Origin of the sequence: Pedobacter sp. 22226 (genome assembly GCF_052045455.1) — a bacterium.
GTDB classification, from domain to species: domain Bacteria; phylum Bacteroidota; class Bacteroidia; order Sphingobacteriales; family Sphingobacteriaceae; genus Pedobacter; species Pedobacter jeongneungensis.
Window position 1 is genome coordinate 278,635 of sequence record NZ_JBQEPB010000004.1, and the last position, 15,498, is coordinate 294,132.

At 37.0% G+C, this 15,498-nt stretch carries 17 protein-coding genes; 3 read left to right on the forward strand and 14 right to left on the reverse strand.

Annotation, left to right across the window (positions count from 1 at the left end; all coding sequences use genetic code 11):
• Positions 1-68 precede the first annotated feature (68 nt).
• The 3 genes from ACTJKC_RS10800 to gldB form a co-directional block, all read right to left on the reverse strand.
• Entirely contained in the window at positions 69-863 is a 795-nt protein-coding gene (locus ACTJKC_RS10800; RefSeq protein WP_344853134.1) for a M12 family metallopeptidase, read from the reverse strand.
• A gap of 312 nt (positions 864-1,175) precedes the next feature.
• Positions 1,176-1,949, reverse strand: coding sequence for a patatin-like phospholipase family protein (locus ACTJKC_RS10805; RefSeq protein WP_344853135.1), 774 nt, complete (start codon positions 1,947-1,949; stop codon positions 1,176-1,178).
• Between the two features lie 59 nt (positions 1,950-2,008).
• Positions 2,009-3,043 (reverse strand): gliding motility lipoprotein GldB, encoded by a 1,035-nt coding sequence (gldB, locus tag ACTJKC_RS10810; RefSeq protein WP_440791799.1) that lies wholly within the window; start codon positions 3,041-3,043, stop codon positions 2,009-2,011.
• A 30-nt stretch (positions 3,044-3,073) separates the two neighbouring features.
• On the opposite strand from gldB, the gene ACTJKC_RS10815 reads away from it, so the two are divergent.
• Complete coding sequence (locus tag ACTJKC_RS10815; protein WP_344853137.1) at positions 3,074-3,742, forward strand: porin family protein; 669 nt, start codon at positions 3,074-3,076, stop codon at positions 3,740-3,742.
• A gap of 62 nt (positions 3,743-3,804) precedes the next feature.
• A complete protein-coding gene (locus ACTJKC_RS10820) occupies positions 3,805-5,445 on the forward strand; it encodes an NAD+ synthase (RefSeq protein WP_440791802.1) in 1,641 nt (546 codons plus the stop codon).
• A 529-nt stretch (positions 5,446-5,974) separates the two neighbouring features.
• Here the strand turns inward: ACTJKC_RS10820 and ACTJKC_RS10825 are convergent.
• From ACTJKC_RS10825 to rsmI, 8 genes are all read right to left on the reverse strand, one after another.
• Positions 5,975-6,391 (reverse strand): OsmC family protein, encoded by a 417-nt coding sequence (locus ACTJKC_RS10825; protein ID WP_344853139.1) that lies wholly within the window; start codon positions 6,389-6,391, stop codon positions 5,975-5,977.
• A 203-nt stretch (positions 6,392-6,594) separates the two neighbouring features.
• Positions 6,595-7,344 (reverse strand): M57 family metalloprotease, encoded by a 750-nt coding sequence (locus ACTJKC_RS10830; RefSeq protein WP_440791804.1) that lies wholly within the window; start codon positions 7,342-7,344, stop codon positions 6,595-6,597.
• A gap of 108 nt (positions 7,345-7,452) precedes the next feature.
• Complete coding sequence (gene lspA / locus ACTJKC_RS10835) at positions 7,453-7,986, reverse strand: signal peptidase II (RefSeq protein ID WP_440791806.1); 534 nt, start codon at positions 7,984-7,986, stop codon at positions 7,453-7,455.
• Between the two features lie 34 nt (positions 7,987-8,020).
• Positions 8,021-9,637 carry an apolipoprotein N-acyltransferase gene (lnt, locus tag ACTJKC_RS10840; RefSeq protein WP_440791808.1) on the reverse strand — a complete coding sequence of 539 codons (1,617 nt, stop codon included), beginning with the start codon at positions 9,635-9,637 and terminating at the stop codon, positions 8,021-8,023.
• A 150-nt stretch (positions 9,638-9,787) separates the two neighbouring features.
• Entirely contained in the window at positions 9,788-10,441 is a 654-nt protein-coding gene (locus tag ACTJKC_RS10845) for a PH domain-containing protein (protein ID WP_440791810.1), read from the reverse strand.
• 7 nt (positions 10,442-10,448) lie between these two features.
• Positions 10,449-10,793, reverse strand: a complete 345-nt coding sequence (locus ACTJKC_RS10850; protein ID WP_344853144.1) for a HepT-like ribonuclease domain-containing protein — start codon at positions 10,791-10,793, stop codon at positions 10,449-10,451.
• On the reverse strand, positions 10,790-11,092 hold the full coding sequence (locus ACTJKC_RS10855; RefSeq protein WP_440791813.1) for a nucleotidyltransferase family protein: 303 nt from the start codon (positions 11,090-11,092) through the stop codon (positions 10,790-10,792). The genes ACTJKC_RS10850 and ACTJKC_RS10855 overlap by 4 nt, the downstream gene beginning before the upstream one ends.
• A gap of 19 nt (positions 11,093-11,111) precedes the next feature.
• The gene (gene rsmI, locus ACTJKC_RS10860) at positions 11,112-11,825 is read right to left on the reverse strand and encodes a 16S rRNA (cytidine(1402)-2'-O)-methyltransferase (protein WP_440791815.1); all 714 of its coding nucleotides are present in this window, start codon (positions 11,823-11,825) and stop codon (positions 11,112-11,114) included.
• A 117-nt stretch (positions 11,826-11,942) separates the two neighbouring features.
• Here rsmI and serS point away from each other — a divergent pair, with 117 nt between their 5' ends.
• Positions 11,943-13,214, forward strand: coding sequence for a serine--tRNA ligase (gene serS / locus ACTJKC_RS10865; RefSeq protein ID WP_440791817.1), 1,272 nt, complete (start codon positions 11,943-11,945; stop codon positions 13,212-13,214).
• 176 nt (positions 13,215-13,390) lie between these two features.
• Here the strand turns inward: serS and ACTJKC_RS10870 are convergent, their stop codons facing one another.
• From ACTJKC_RS10870 to ACTJKC_RS10880, 3 genes are all read right to left on the reverse strand, one after another.
• A complete protein-coding gene (locus tag ACTJKC_RS10870) occupies positions 13,391-13,705 on the reverse strand; it encodes a hypothetical protein (protein ID WP_344853148.1) in 315 nt (104 codons plus the stop codon).
• Between the two features lie 97 nt (positions 13,706-13,802).
• Positions 13,803-14,489, reverse strand: a complete 687-nt coding sequence (locus tag ACTJKC_RS10875) for an SIMPL domain-containing protein (RefSeq protein WP_440791819.1) — start codon at positions 14,487-14,489, stop codon at positions 13,803-13,805.
• A 440-nt stretch (positions 14,490-14,929) separates the two neighbouring features.
• Positions 14,930-15,382, reverse strand: coding sequence for a cold-shock protein (locus ACTJKC_RS10880; RefSeq protein WP_316824371.1), 453 nt, complete (start codon positions 15,380-15,382; stop codon positions 14,930-14,932).
• Positions 15,383-15,498 lie beyond the last annotated feature (116 nt).

Genomic DNA, 15,498 nt, shown 5'->3' on the forward strand with positions numbered 1-15,498 from the left:
AGTTTTAGGTTTATACAAAGCAAAATACACATAGTGGCAAATTAAACCACTATGTGCACATATTTTATTTAAAATGGATATACTGAAGCGATAAACGTTTTATCAGTAGGCGATAAAACAGTGTTCCATCCCACTTCATAATCGCCGATGGTTAATTCGTTTGGAACCGAATAGTGCATGATCGAATTTTTATCATAAGCGCTATAGTTGGTTTGCGTAGTGCTGTATTTTGCAAAAATATTATTATCAGTAGTGGCCTGATCCCAATAATTTGGTGCAGCAGCATAATAAGCGTAAACAGCTGGTTTATCCCATGGAATACTAACTAAAGGATGCTGATGCTCGTGGATCATTCCCAGCGCATGACCAAATTCGTGTATTACCACGCGGCTGTATTCCGAATCGTCTGTGGTATCGGTTAACCAGCCATAATTCATGGTTGCGCCGCTGGCTGGTGTCGATTTTCCAATATAAGACCATGAACCTCCACTATCAAAAGTTACCCTGATCTTTGCAGTATTATCATTGGTTACGAAATTGAATTTTATGTTTGCATATTGTTCCCACTGTTTGGCAAACTGAATTACTTTCGCCCTTACAACAGCTGTACCGCCGTTCAAGCTTACTTTAATGGTAGAGCCGTTGGTCCACTTTGATGATTTTATAACGGCACCTCTTGGGGTAGTACCGTCATCAAAAGTTCTTTCAGTACAAATCTTGATCTCGCTAAGCTTATTCACAGACATAGCTTCTGGCTTTTGAAGATCTGCAGTTTCTGTAGGTTTTTCTTTTTTACAAGAATACAATACAGTAGTTAATGCAAGCGCAGCAATCAGCGCTTTATTTAATTTTAAGAATTTCATGTTTTAGGTTTTTTAGGTAAAAATTAATGATCTGTTATTTTGACGGAAATCAAGTTAGAAGATCGTAAAAACCGGAATTCTTCTCATCTGAAAAAGAATGAACAGACTAAAAAACATAGACAGACGTTTAGGTTAATATACTCTGCATTTGCGAAGTATAATCCTAAAGTAAAATAATATTACATAAATACCAAAATAAATGTAATATTTTTATTGCATAAGTGTATTTATTACACGCTATCTATTTGATTGTTTTTTAATTCAATATTGTATTATTAATAATGCTTTATGTAAGCTAACCCGATAATTAGCTTAGGGTTTGGTAATGAGCTCAGAAATGGTTGGGCTGTTTTTTATGGTAATTAATGCCTCTTCGTGTGCCAGCCAATAAATATCTTCGGCACGTTTCATATCAAAAGTACTAATGGCACCTAAACCTTTTGGCTCGATAAGTACATTACAGAATTTTGCCTTTCTTTCCATATCATGGTTGATCGACATAATACCAGCCCTACCCATTAAATTGGTAATGCCGGTAATTTTATCTACAGGTTTAAGGTGATTGCAGGATGAACCGATAATGAAATCGCAATCTTCCATCAAAGGTTCTACAGGGAAATTATTTAAAATGCCACCATCCACATACATTTGTCCGTCGATCATAATGGGTTTAAAAATTCCGGGGATGCAGCTCGAAGCATGTACCGCTCTGATTAGCGGTCCTTTGGTGAAATAAACCAGGCGGCCTTCACTAAAATTCACGGCAGCAATGGTTAAAGGTATTTTTAGTTTCTCAATGGTATCTTCGGGGAAATATTCTTTTAAAATTAGCGCGGTATTCTCAATATTAATCAGCCCCAGAGAACCTACTGCCGGGCGGACGAAGCGCCAGAGTTTGGTTTTAAGGAAAATATTCAAACCCTCCTCCGGATCAATGCCAGCCGCAAAAAAAGCCCCGGCTATAGCGCCCGCACTCGTTCCGCTGATGTGGCTAAACGTAATGCCCAAATTGCTAAAGGCTTTCAAAACGCCTAAATGTGCTATTCCCCTGATGCCTCCGCCTGATAATACTATGCCAACTCTCATTTTTTTGGGTTAATTGTTTGAACTGGTTAATCCTTTAACTGTAAACTACCAGCTGAAAACTATTTCTGTTGTTTCGGTTTGTATTTCGATTGATTTAATATTTTCTGTGCATCGTTATCTGCCATTAATTTTTGTAAAGTAACCTCAGGATGTGCTGCCATGTATTTTCTTACAATTTGCCAACCCATCCATACACCCAATTTTGGTGCCGAATCTCTGTTTTCGCCTAAACCCGGAGTAAAAGGTCCTTCAGATAAAAATACCTGGATCTTTTGATAATCGGTTTCATACAAAAAGTTGTTCTCCAAAAAATATGCCCAAATGTCGCCTTCAAAATTTTGTGCCCAATCCAATTGCTGTTTGGTATAGCCTATTTTAGTCGAATCGCTTACATTTTCAGGTAAAACCTGATCAAGAAAATACAATATTTTCCCCTGGAAAATCATTTTAGATAAAAGTGTTCTGTTTTCGTCGGGTTCGGTAAAAAGTTCTTCATGGGCATAGGTTTCTGCCACGCGTGGTACAATATATTCAGGGGCGAATCTCCTGGAGAGGTATAATGGAACACTTTGTACAATGGCTTTGTAAAATTTACTGTCTTTGCCCAAAAACATATCCAAACCAATGCCAAGGTAATTGTCGCCAACAGGCATCTGGTAGGCAAAACCCGATGCAAAAGAAATAAATCTTGGGATTTTTGCTTTCGGGTAATAGTATTTGATGTATTTGAAAGTTTCGCTTAATCCCTCTTCCTGAGGCTTTAGATTTGGAAAAACGCTATCCACTTCTTTGGTTAAATCGGTGTAAGCCTGGTCGTGGTATAAATTGGCCAGCGACTCGGTATTGGAATATTTACTGTCTAATATCCGGTGAATAAAATCATCATAAAATACGCCATACCTGGAGCGAAGCTGTTGATCTACTTCAGTAATGTTTTTGTTTTTCCCTGTAAATAGCTCGTTATCAAACCTTTCAATCTTAATATCTACCTGTATTTTACTTACATCAGGCCGCTTACTTTGCTTGCAGGAAATAAATGCCATGGCAAAAAGAAAAATTAGATAAATTTGCCATTGTTTTACGTTATATGTCATGTAGAACAAATATATATAAACAGCTATAGCATGAAAAGAATATCGGCCATTTTAATTTTATCTCTTTTAAGTTTCGGCGCATGGGCGCAAAATTCATCTTTAACCAATTACGGCTTCAGGTTAGGTTTAACCGCTACACCAACTTTTGGCTGGATTAAACCCGAGCAGGGAAAAACAGATGGAATAACTTTGGGGTTTTCTTATGGATTGATCGGCGATTTCAATTTTGCACCTAATTATAGTTTTTCTACCGCGTTAACCATTACATCTATAAATGGAAAAAGTACAGAAGTAAATGCGCAGCCATATTATGCAGGTGGCTCTATTCCAAAAGCTTATGATTTAAAATATAAGCTGCAATATGTAGACCTGCCACTAACGGTTAAATTAAAGACCGTAAAGGCTGATGGAAAACGCTGGTATGGCCAGTTTGGATTGTCTAATTCATTTAACATCAGTGCCAAACAGGATGCTGTGACCGATGGAGCGGTTGCAGGCGATAACTTGAATGTATCTGATAATATTAAACTTTACCGTGCCGGATTAATCATTGGTGGCGGTGGAGAGTTTGATGTTTCCGGAAATACCAGTATCGTAGCCGGTTTAACTTTTAACAACGGTTTTACCAATATTGTAACCGATAAAGGCAGAAATGTTAAAAACCATTATTTGGCACTCAACTTTGGCGTGTTTTTTTAGTCTTAAATATTTTCTTGATACATATTATCTAGTACCCGATACTCCTAAAACCTACTACAAACATGAAAATAGCGCTAGCACAACTTAATTACCATATCGGAAACTTTGAGGCCAACACCCAAAAAATAACCGAACATATCCAGCTGGCGAAAGCTAAAGGTGCTGATCTCGTTGTATTTGCCGAACTGGCCATTTGCGGGTATCCGCCGAGGGATTTTTTGGAATTTGATGAATTTATCGTGCTTTGTGAAAATGCCGTTCAGGAAATAGCCAAATATTGTACGGATATAGCCTGTATTGTTGGTTTACCGATTAAAAACGAGGTATTACAGGGAAAAGATTTATTTAATGCAGCTTATTTTATAGAAGCTGGAAAAGTTAAAGCGGTGGTAAAAAAAGCGCTTTTGCCAACTTACGATGTATTTGATGAGTACCGTTATTTTGAGCCTGCAACGCAATTTAGCTGTATCGAATTTCAAGGAAAAAAAATTGCCTTAACCATTTGTGAAGACCTCTGGAACATCAATGATAATCCATTGTACGTGTCGAATCCGATGGATGAGCTGATTAAAGAACAGCCGGATGTGATGATCAATATTGCTGCTTCGCCGTTTTCTTATACACATGATGATGAGCGGATACAGATATTGGCCGATAATGCGAAAAAATATAAACTTCCGGTATTTTATGTAAATCAGGTTGGCGCACAGACCGAAATTATTTTTGATGGTGGTTCGCTGGTATTTGATGCTGATGGCGAAATGAAAGCAGAAATGAAATATTTTGAGGAAGATCTGCAGGTTTTTGATTTAGACGAGGTTGAAAGCGTGCGTAATAAATACCCGAAATCGGAAAGACTGACGGATATTGAGCAGATTCATGATGCACTGGTTTTAGGTATCAAGGATTATTTCAGGAAATCAGGTTTTAGTAAAGCGGTTTTAGGTTTATCCGGTGGAATTGACTCTGCTGTGGTTTGCGCTTTGGCTTGTCGTGCTTTAGGAGCAGAAAATGTAATGGCGGTTTTAATGCCTTCAAAATTTTCATCCGATCACTCCGTTCAGGATGCCTTGGATCTGGTAAACAATATTGGCTGTATGCACGAAATTGTGCCGATTAAAGAAGTTGCCGAAGCTTTTGATCATATTTTAGCGCCGGCTTTTAAAGGCTTGCCTTTTAATCTTACCGAAGAGAATATTCAGGCCCGCATCCGCGGAATTATAAATATGGCCATGAGCAACAAGTTTGGTTATATTTTACTCAATACCTCAAATAAAAGCGAATGCGCAGTAGGTTATGGTACTTTATATGGAGATATGTGTGGTGCCATAGGAGTTATTGGTGATGTTTATAAAATGCAGGTTTTCGAGCTGGCAAAATACATCAATAAGGAAAGGGAAATTATTCCGGTCAATACGATAGTTAAACCGCCATCGGCAGAATTAAGGCCTGATCAAAAAGATTCTGATTCGCTACCTGAATATGAAATTCTCGATAAAATATTGTACCAGCATATCGAAAAGAAACAAGGCTCAAAAGCCATCATCGCCCAGGGATTCGATGAGGCCTTGGTACAGCGCATATTGAAAATGGTAAATATTGCCGAATTTAAACGTTATCAAACGCCACCAATTTTAAGGGTATCGCCTAAAGCATTCGGTATGGGTAGAAGAATGCCGATTGTAGGGAAGTATATGGTGTAGCGGTTGAAATGTTAGAAGGTTTGAATTTGATTGTTCAATTGTTGTTTATTAGTTGGTTAACTGGTTAAACGGTTAATTGTTCAAATTGTGTACTGCAAATTGCCAATTGAAAACTGTCTACTTGTTGGTTAACTGGTTAAACGGTTAATAGTTTAAGTTGTGCACTGCAAATTGCCAATTGAAAACTGCTTGCTTGTTGGTTAACTGGTTAAACGGTTAATTGTTCAAATTGTGTAGTGCAAATTGCCAATTGAAAACTGCTTACTTGTTAGTTAACTGGTTAAACAATTAAGTGTTTAAATTGTGTACTGCAAATTGCCAATTGAAAACTGTCTATTTGTTGGTTTGATTGTTTTAGGGAATTGTTAACTAAGATGATTAAGCTAAGTTATGATAAATCTTAATTTTTAGTTTTTGTAATTATACCATAAAAGAACGTCATCTCGACCGTAGCGGAGAGATCTATCTTGTTAGATTTCTCAACTTCGTTTCACTCCGCCCGAAATGACGAACTCTGGGTTATTACAACTTATGCTAAAGTAGCATCAACTGTAATGGTTGTATTTAATAATTTAGAAATCGGGCAGTTTTTTTCCGCATCTGCTACCAGTTCATCAAACTTTTCTTGTGTTAAATCAGGTACAGAAGCTGTTAAAGTTAAGTGCGATTCTACAATTTCACCTTTTGATGGATCCAGGTTAATTTCGCATTTGGTTTCCAGCTTGGTAGCCGTAAAACCAGCTTCGGCTAAATTGGCAGATAATTTCATGGTGAAACAGCCTGCATGTGCAGCAGCAATTAACTCTTCAGGGTTTGTGCCTACACCTTCAGCAAAGCGCGAATTAAATGAGTATTGAGTATTGTTTAAAGTAGTACTTTGTGTAGTGATGTTACCGTTACCTTCTTTAATAGAACCTTGCCATACGGCCGTTGCATTTCTTTTCATGATGGAATTTAATTTTTGGTTGTTTTAGATTGTTTAACACCTAAAGATAAATATATGTTTGTTTAAATGGTGGAATTCTTTGTTAAGAAATTCTTATGCAAATTATTTTTAGCTTCCTGTAAAGCTTTAAAAAAAAGAAGCTGCCTCAAAGAAACAGCTTCTCTTTCATTACGATCTTGTTAGGTTATTTATCTGATTTTTAATTATAAAGGATACAATACTGCAGTAGCTTGTTTATCCTTGGCCGATAAAACAGTAGCGCCACTTCCACATTGCCCGCCGTTCATTAATGATTGTGCATCGGTTCCGCCAACTCCCGGAACATTGGTTGTTGTAGATTGGTTGGTGTGCTTAAATGAAATGGTATGGCCAAATTCATGTGTAATGGTTCTTGTACGCTGTGCAAAAGAATTGTTCTGGATCAAAGCCTGATTAATCCAGACGGTGTTACCAGCTTTGCCGTTAGAGGTCGACAGATAGGCTTGTCCGCAAGTAGAGCCTCCGATTGTATTATCCACCTTGATCAGAATATCATAAACGGTGCCTGTTGTAATTACAAATTTGATTTTAGAATTGGGCACTGTATTCCACTGGTTAATTGCAGAATTGATTTCGCTGGTCATGCTGGTTATCGAAGGATCGATTTTTACACGGATATTATTGCTATTGGTTACAATATAACCATTGTAATATTGCTCTGTTATCGCTTTTCCATAATCTGCCGGAACTTCCATTTTTTTATTGAAAACAATATCGCCGTCAACCACATAATTATCCCCGCTATCTACAATCTGTGCATCTGTAAATCCAAGATTTTTGATGTAGGCAAGAACTTTTTGATTTTGTGTAATTTCGGTTTCCGGATCGGTTGAGACGTCATTTTTCTTAGAGCATGAGATCATTACTGCTGAGAGCAAAGCCATCACAGCAAATTTTTTTAACAGGTTTTTCATAGTTTAGGTTTTTTAGTTAGATCGTAATGTGCTGTAATTGAGTATCACAGCACTAAATATACTGAAAAAAATACATAAACGTATGTTTAATACGTAAATTTTGTATTTTTAATCAGTATTGCGTTCTAATTGTTCCTGCTCCGCCTGTTGTTTTGTGGTACTACTTCTGATGGATTGAAAAAGCAATATTCCGATTCCGATCATGATTGAGATATCGGCAAAATTAAAAACACCTGTTTGGAAGATATAAAAATCCATGTGCATAAAATCGGTAACAGACCCGTAGATAATTCTATCGTACAGGTTGCCGATGCCTCCGCCGATTAAGAAACACAGGGCAACTTGCATCATAACCGGGAGATTCTTTTTAGCAAATAGATAATATAGTCCGTAGCACAAAAATAAGAGTGGTAAGCCTGTTAAAATAATCAGTCTGAAAATATAAGGCATCTGATCGCCTAAACTTAAAAAAGCGCCCGTATTTTCTACTTTAAGTAAGGTGAAACGATCTTTAATAATGCTGATGTGTTCGTAATCGCTGATTTCGGTACGGACAATTTTTTTTGAAATCTGATCGCAACCAAAATTTAGGGTTAACATCAATAACAGGAAAGACCATCTAATATTTTTTATTTGTTGCATGGATTTAAAATTGAAGATAACTACGGGATTAATTTTACTTTTTTACCCATTTTCTGTAAGGAATAATCAAAGCTAAAATTACCGCTAAAACACTGAATATTTTGGCAATAATGTCTCCGCTTTTTACATAAAAAGTAATCTCATCGTTTAAGTTAATATTTGCTTTCAGGGCAGTTCTGGTCCACCATTTAGTGCTTTGTATTACATCACCACGTTGGTTAATGAAGCAGGAAATTCCGGTATTGGCCGAACGGGCTACATCGCGGTGGCTTTCAATGGCCCTGAGTTTTGCGTACATCATGTGCTGGTCTTTTCCGGACGTATTTCCCCACCAGCCATCATTTGTAATAATGGCAATAAACTGTGCGCCATCTTTAACCTGTTCGCCGATCCAATCGCCCCATAAACTTTCATAACAAACCACCGGAGCAACTCCAATACCACTTTGGGCATAAAGTACGCTGGGTTTATCCTGCCAGCCCCATCCGCCCACAGTTCCGCCTAACTGTGCAAAAACACCATCTAAAAATGAAAATACTTTTGGGAAGGGCATTTTTTCTACCCCAGGCACCAATTTCGATTTATGGTAGAACTGAACATTTGCAGAATTCTCCACCTGCATGGCCGTATTAAAATTATCAAAATAAATACCGCTCTGATTATCAAATTTTGCAGTGATGGTTTTTTTATCCTGATAAGTTTTAATGCTCTCAATACCGGTAATCAATGTTCCGTTTTTATATTTTGATAAAAAGCTTTGCAGGTTAATGAAATCATTATTGCTTCTGATTCTATCTTCATCTGCATGATTAGGGATTGCCGTTTCCGGCCAGATAAAATATTCAGTATTCGGTTGTCCGATTGAATCGGATAGGTGTGTTAAAATTCTGATCTGCTCGGCTGCTGGAATATTCTCCAGTTTTTGATAAGGATCGATATTAGGCTGAACCACCACTACATTGCTTGGTGTTCCTTTTTGCTCAGCGTTAAAATATTTTGTTAATGAGATACCAATGGGAATAATCACCACCAAAACCCAAATGCCCAAAGTTCTGAACCTTAAATAACCAGTTTGCAATTTCAGTTTTTTATAGGCTTCGAACGCTAAAATATTACTGACTAAAATCCATAATGAACCACCATAAATTCCGGTATGATCATACCATTGTGCCAATTGGTGCATGCCGGCCAAACCATTGCCTAAAGTCATCCAGGGGAAAGCTAAATCCCAGGTTTGTTGTAAATATTCTAATGCAATATAAAAGGCGATTAAACCCAGGTAAGCAATTTTTTTGTTTACATATTTACCAAGGCGGTAATATAACCAAAAGGCAAAAGTTATTAATAACGCACCTAAGCCATAAGGAATTAATGAAACCGGTAAAGCTACCATCCATCCATTATATGCACTTATGGCATTATATACCCAATAAGTTGACGCCGTATTCCAAACCAAAAAGGTTAAACCTGCAGTTAAAAAAATCCTTTTGCCCTGTTTCTTAGCTGTATCACTGGCGATGGCTTCAATTGCAACAAAAAGCGGAACCAGGCCAATTAATAGTAGCGGAGTGGTAAAAGGCATCGGCGGCCAGGCCAGCCAAAGTAAAAATGCGCTGGCTAAGGCAAGGAGATAGGTTTGTTTAGATTTCATATAAAATTACTTGTCATTCTGACGCAGGAAGAATCTCTAAGCGACAAAGAACTGACCTTGTTTTTGTTATTGTAAGTACAGTGCAATTATGTTATGGATGCTTTCCCGAGATAGATCGGGGCAAGCATTGCCTCAGCATGACAGTATTAATTACAAACTATCTAAAATATCCGCTTTTTTAGCTTCATACTCCTCTTGCGTAATCAGGTGTTTATCGTACAAAGTTTTAAGTTTACGTAATTTTAAAGTCGTTTCATCTTCCGGTTCCTCTACAACTTCTGCCAGCTGAATAACAGGTTGAATAGGCTCCGGAGTTGGCTCATAAGCCGGAATTTCGGCTAAAGGTTGCGCATTTACGTTGGTAAGAGACGCTGTTGCACGGTTTTCTTCCAATTTTTGCTGACGCAGCATTTCTTTATATTCTTCCAGTTGCTGGCTGGCTGACTGATGTAGTTTACGGGCCTGTACTTTTGGAATATATTCGGTTACAATATTTTCACCGCTCTGTGGTACACAGATAAACTTAGAGGTAAAAAAATCTTCCTTGAAAGAAACTTCTTTAATGTTTTTCCACGAAATATCTTTAAAATTCATGGTTAAACCTAAATTGCCTGGCTCGCAGTAAAAAATACGTTTGTTAGAGATCGCGATACTATCCGGCATTAAATTTACTGCAGGTTTTTTTTGTACCGCTAAATATAAAAGCTCTTCGCCTGTAGTTAACAGGTCGTTTAATTTTCCAATAACTTTTTCAACCGCTTTAGGATCTTGTTCGTCACTTAAAAATCTATCTATACTTGTCATAATATTTTTAAATTTTGTCTTCGAGATAATTTTCTACCTCTTTTTGTAAAACTGGTATGTCTTTAATTATAATTTTCCATATAACCATATCATTAACATTGTCATATGAATGGATTATTTTATTTCTTAAATCAACAATTTGTCTTGAATATGAAATGATGATTTCGGGATTTATCTTTAGTAGCTTATTAATGGCTTCTCCTATAATTTCAAGTTCACGTTCAACCGCTCTTCGTTTGGTTTTGTTCGCTTTATAAATTTCAAAAGCGAAGTTGTTTTCCAAATGCTCATAAATAGATTCAATCGAAATTTTAATATCGGTAAGCAGTTTCTTTTCTTCTAACGTACTCATATCAATTGAATCTTACTTTGATTAATACTTTCAATAAGATAAGGATTACTTAATGTTTCTTCAGCCAATAAATCAACATCTCTTTTTAATAAATCCTGTAGGGCATAAAGTAAATCGAAATAATTATTTCCGTAGCTTTCAAAATCAGATTGATTAGAAAAATTAATTAAAAAATCAATATCACTGTCCTCTTTTAGATTATTTTTGGCAGCGCTACCAAATAAATAAGCCTCTTTAACATCGTATTTTTTAAAGAGATTTTTTATTTCGTGTAAATGATCTGAAATTAAACTTTCCATATTTCTAATTTAAAACAAGCTATTCCTCAGCATCCTCGTATTTGTTTTTGCTCTTAACATTGGGTTTCCCCGCTATGCAAATTACAAATTCTCCTTTTAATGTATTGTTTTCAAAATGTGATTTTATTTCTACCAATGTGCCGCGTACCGTTTCTTCGAACATCTTGGTCAGTTCTCTGCTTACCGATGCCGGCCTGTCTGCCCCCAAATATTGTGCAAATTCTTCTAAGGTTTTTAATAAACGGTGCGGACTTTCATAAAGTATAATGGTGCGGTCTTCTTCTGCTAACTTTTTAAACTTGGTTTGCCGGCCTTTTTTTACTGGTAAAAATCCTTCAAAGCAAAAGGCATCTGCAGGTAAGCCCGAGTTTACCAAAGCCGGTACAAAAGCGGTTGCTCCCGGTAAACATTCAACTGCAATATCATTTTTAATGGCTTCACGCACCAAAAAGAAACCCGGATCGGAAATGGCTGGTGTGCCGGCGTCAGAAATTAGCGCAATTTTCTGTCCTTCATGTAAAAACTTAATAATCTCTGAAGTTGCTTTATGTTCGTTGTGCTGGTGATGCGAGAAAACCCTTTTATCAATCCCAAAATGTTTGAGCATCGGGGCGCTGGTGCGGGTATCTTCGGCGAGGATCAAATCGCATTCTTTTAATATACGGATTGCCCTAAAGGTCATATCCTCCAAATTGCCTATGGGCGTTGGTACGAGAAATAGTTTGCCATCCATATTTTTCTACATTCGTCATTGCGAGGAGGAACGACGAAGCAATCTTTTTATGGATAGATTGCCGCACTGCGTTCGCAATGACGACTTAATTATTATCTTTGCTTAAAAAATTAAATAATGCTGCAAGTTAACTATATCCGCGAAAATAGAGAGAAAGTTTTAGAACGTTTAAGTATCCGTAATTTTAAACAACCAGAACTGGTAGATGAAATCATTAAAATTGATGAAGACCGCCGTTCAACACAAACTTCCCTGGATAATATTTCTGCTGAGGCGAATGCAGCTGCCAAACAAATTGGCGATTTAATGCGTACGGGTAAAAAAGAAGAGGCAGAAGCGATTAAAGCGCAAACGGCTTCTCATAAAGAAAATATCAAAAGCCTGAGCGATAAACTGAACGAGCTGGAAACCGCTCAGCACAACTTAATTGTTCAGTTGCCAAACCTGCCTTACCATTTGGTAAAACAGGGTTCTACAGCAGATGAGAATGAGGTTGTTTTAACTCATGGTGAGCCTGCGCAACTACCAGCCAAGTCTTTGCCACATTGGGAGCTGGCTGCTAAGTATGATATTATCGATTTCGAACTGGGCGTAAAAATTACCGGTGCCGGCTTTCCGGTATATAAAGGAAAAGGAGCAAGGTTGCAACGTGCATTGATCAATTTCTTTTTAGATCATGCTACAGCTGCGGGTTATAAAGAAATGCAGGTGCCTCACCTGGTTAATGCAGCCTCAGGTTTTGGTACCGGACAATTGCCCGATAAAGAAGGACAGATGTACCACTCAACTGTTGATGATTTATATTTAATTCCCACTGCCGAAGTTCCGGTAACCAATTTATACCGCGATGTAATTGTTAAGGAAGAAGATTTACCGATTAAAAATACAGCTTATACGCCTTGTTTCCGTAGAGAAGCTGGCTCTTATGGTGCGCATGTTCGCGGTTTAAACCGTTTACACCAGTTTGATAAGGTTGAGGTAGTACAGATTACCCATCCGGATAAATCTTACGAAACTTTGGAAGATATGAGCATGTATGTTCAATCACTTTTGAAGGAGCTTGGATTACATTACCGTGTATTGCGTTTATGTGGCGGCGATATGGGCTTCACTTCTGCCATGACTTACGATATGGAGGTTTGGAGTGCTGCACAGGAGCGGTGGTTAGAGGTTTCTTCTGTATCAAATTTCGAAACTTACCAGAGCAACCGTTTAAAATTACGTTTTAAAGGAAAAGAAGGCAAAGCACAGCTGGCACACTCGTTAAACGGAAGTGCATTGGCCTTACCTCGTATTGTGGCTTCTATTTTAGAAAACTATCAAACCGAAAACGGAATTAAAATTCCGGAAGCACTGGTGAAATATACAGGGTTTGAAATGATTGACTAACCTCACCCTATTAAAGGAATTGCTAATTTTTCTGTCTTTGCATCCCTCTCCTGCAGGAGAGGGAAAGCACAGACACTGCATATTCTTCGCCCGTTAACAAGGGTGAGGTGCATAAAAAAAGCTTTGCAGTAATGCAAAGCTTTTTGTTTTTATAGATAGATGAGTGTTTTTACTGATTATAAAATCAAGATCAATAATAAGATGATGATGATAATTGCACCAACCGAAAGGTAAACACCTCCGGAAACGGCACGGGCCTGACCTTTTAATTCTCTTAACTCGTTGCGTAAAGCTTTACGTTCTGCTTTGGTTAAGTTAGATTTATCCATGTCTCTGATTTCTTCAACACGGGTTTTAATTTTTTCCAGTTTCACTGCCTGTTCTGCAGTTAATTCTGTAGGGTTTTTCGCAGGTTTATCAGCTGCCTGAGCTGAATTAAAACTAATGCCTAAAGAGAAAATCAAGGCTAACGTGTAGATGAATTTTTTCATAATATCTAATTTTTTAGTGTTCGACCTCTACCTAACAAAAAACCTACCAAATTGTTCTGGTAGGTTTTAAAAAGGATTAAATTAAGTGTTAAAATGCTTATTTGATCTCGAAAATGGCATTTACTGTGAAATTCAGTTTAATTTTTTTGAAATCAATTTCCGGAGCGGCGGCAGCATCAGCCATTTCAGCTTTCATTGCGAAATTTCTGTAAACCGGTTGTATTACATTGTCTCCACCATCCTGGATTTCAATTACACTACCTAATTTATTACCTAAAGCTTCTACCATATAAGTTGCTTTATCTTTTGCAGCTAATAAGGCTTTAATTTTAAGGTCTTTTTTTAAGCTCTCAATTTTAGAATAATCGTAGCTTTCGATATTGGTATTGGCAATTCCTTTGGCATCGATAGCTTCTAATATTGCATTGAACTTATTCAGGTCGCTTACTTTTAACCGGTATTGTTTGCTTGCTAAAAAATCAGGGTTTTTCTTTTTCTCTGTTTCATAATTCCAGCTGCTTAAATTGCTGATGGTTAAGTTTTCTTTTGCAATGCCTGCTTTTTGTACTGCAGCATACAGTTGTTTTTCCAGTTCGGTAATATCTGTTTTTTTCTTTCCGTTTAAATACTCTTTAAGCGAAATACCGATGTAAATAATATCAGGGGTAACTTCTGTTTCAGCGGTTCCGCTTACATTAATTTTTCTACGTAAATCTACTTGTTGGGCCATCGCTGTTGATACTCCTAAAAATGCAACCAGTGCAAATGCTATTAACTTTTTCATAATGTATTTTTCTTTGTGTGTACTGTAATGATGTAAACCGTATGCAAATTCCACACCGGGATTGCATCTTTTTTATTTTTATAAACGGTTGCGACCTGATAAAAGCTACAATTTTGTTACATCGTAATCCTATGTCATTTACTTACAGCAAGATAAAATAAGCATTAATGCGTAAAGAAAAAAAAGAAAGACAGCCATGAAATATAGGTTGCCCATTTTAAATTATTCGGGCTACTGCATATAACAGGAATGTGTGGAGATTATTTATTTTCTAAACCGGGTTTTCAGAAAATAAGTATGATGAATAAAATTATGCGCAAGGTTTTATGCTTAATAGACGGAATTATATATGGTTATAAAACCTAGCGCAGCAGAGTTTTCTGCAGAATTTTAATCATGTTTTGCAATCCGGAATTGCAAAAAGAATTGGATTAAGGTAATTAAACCTTTGAAACTTTAACAGCAGTTGGTCCTTTTTGGCCCATTTCTACTTCGAAGGTTACTTTATCGCCCTCTTTAATCTGGGTGATTAAACCGTTTGCATGAACGAAAATGCTATCCTGGGTTTCGGTGTTTTTAATAAAGCCGTAACCTTTGCTGTCGTTAAAGAAAGTAACTGTTCCTTTTTTAACAGGATTTTCATCAATGATGTCTTCTTGTCTTGAAATACCGATCTGAATATCTTCTGTATTGATTACCACTTTCTTTTTCGGATCTGGCGGGGTAGAGGAGATGTTTCCGTTTTCATCAACGTAAGCCATCATGTCTTCAAGAGATAAGCCTTTTTTAGCATTTGCCTGACGCTCTTCTTTTTTCTCTTGTTTGTCGTTTTTCTTTTTTAATCGTTTTTTTTCGTTCTCTTTTTTACTGTATGTTGCCTGAGATTTAGCCATATTTTATTTAATTGTTTTGTTTTGAAAGGTGAGTGGAATGGAGAATTAAACAAAGATAACAATACTAAAGGATAAATACGATTTTATTCGGTTATGCTCTTGTGATTTAGGTTTGG

Coding starts and splice junctions, on each gene's coding strand:
- ACTJKC_RS10800 (WP_344853134.1), bottom strand. CDS start 863: ATGAAATTCTTAAAATTAAATAAAGCGCTGATTGCTGCGCTTGCATTA.
- ACTJKC_RS10805 (WP_344853135.1), bottom strand. CDS start 1,949: ATGAGAGTTGGCATAGTATTATCAGGCGGAGGCATCAGGGGAATAGCA.
- gldB (WP_440791799.1), bottom strand. CDS start 3,043: ATGACATATAACGTAAAACAATGGCAAATTTATCTAATTTTTCTTTTT.
- ACTJKC_RS10815 (WP_344853137.1), top strand. CDS start 3,074: ATGAAAAGAATATCGGCCATTTTAATTTTATCTCTTTTAAGTTTCGGC.
- ACTJKC_RS10820 (WP_440791802.1), top strand. CDS start 3,805: ATGAAAATAGCGCTAGCACAACTTAATTACCATATCGGAAACTTTGAG.
- ACTJKC_RS10825 (WP_344853139.1), bottom strand. CDS start 6,391: ATGAAAAGAAATGCAACGGCCGTATGGCAAGGTTCTATTAAAGAAGGT.
- ACTJKC_RS10830 (WP_440791804.1), bottom strand. CDS start 7,344: ATGAAAAACCTGTTAAAAAAATTTGCTGTGATGGCTTTGCTCTCAGCA.
- lspA (WP_440791806.1), bottom strand. CDS start 7,986: ATGCAACAAATAAAAAATATTAGATGGTCTTTCCTGTTATTGATGTTA.
- lnt (WP_440791808.1), bottom strand. CDS start 9,637: ATGAAATCTAAACAAACCTATCTCCTTGCCTTAGCCAGCGCATTTTTA.
- ACTJKC_RS10845 (WP_440791810.1), bottom strand. CDS start 10,441: ATGACAAGTATAGATAGATTTTTAAGTGACGAACAAGATCCTAAAGCG.
- ACTJKC_RS10850 (WP_344853144.1), bottom strand. CDS start 10,793: ATGAGTACGTTAGAAGAAAAGAAACTGCTTACCGATATTAAAATTTCG.
- ACTJKC_RS10855 (WP_440791813.1), bottom strand. CDS start 11,092: ATGGAAAGTTTAATTTCAGATCATTTACACGAAATAAAAAATCTCTTT.
- rsmI (WP_440791815.1), bottom strand. CDS start 11,825: ATGGATGGCAAACTATTTCTCGTACCAACGCCCATAGGCAATTTGGAG.
- serS (WP_440791817.1), top strand. CDS start 11,943: ATGCTGCAAGTTAACTATATCCGCGAAAATAGAGAGAAAGTTTTAGAA.
- ACTJKC_RS10870 (WP_344853148.1), bottom strand. CDS start 13,705: ATGAAAAAATTCATCTACACGTTAGCCTTGATTTTCTCTTTAGGCATT.
- ACTJKC_RS10875 (WP_440791819.1), bottom strand. CDS start 14,489: ATGAAAAAGTTAATAGCATTTGCACTGGTTGCATTTTTAGGAGTATCA.
- ACTJKC_RS10880 (WP_316824371.1), bottom strand. CDS start 15,382: ATGGCTAAATCTCAGGCAACATACAGTAAAAAAGAGAACGAAAAAAAA.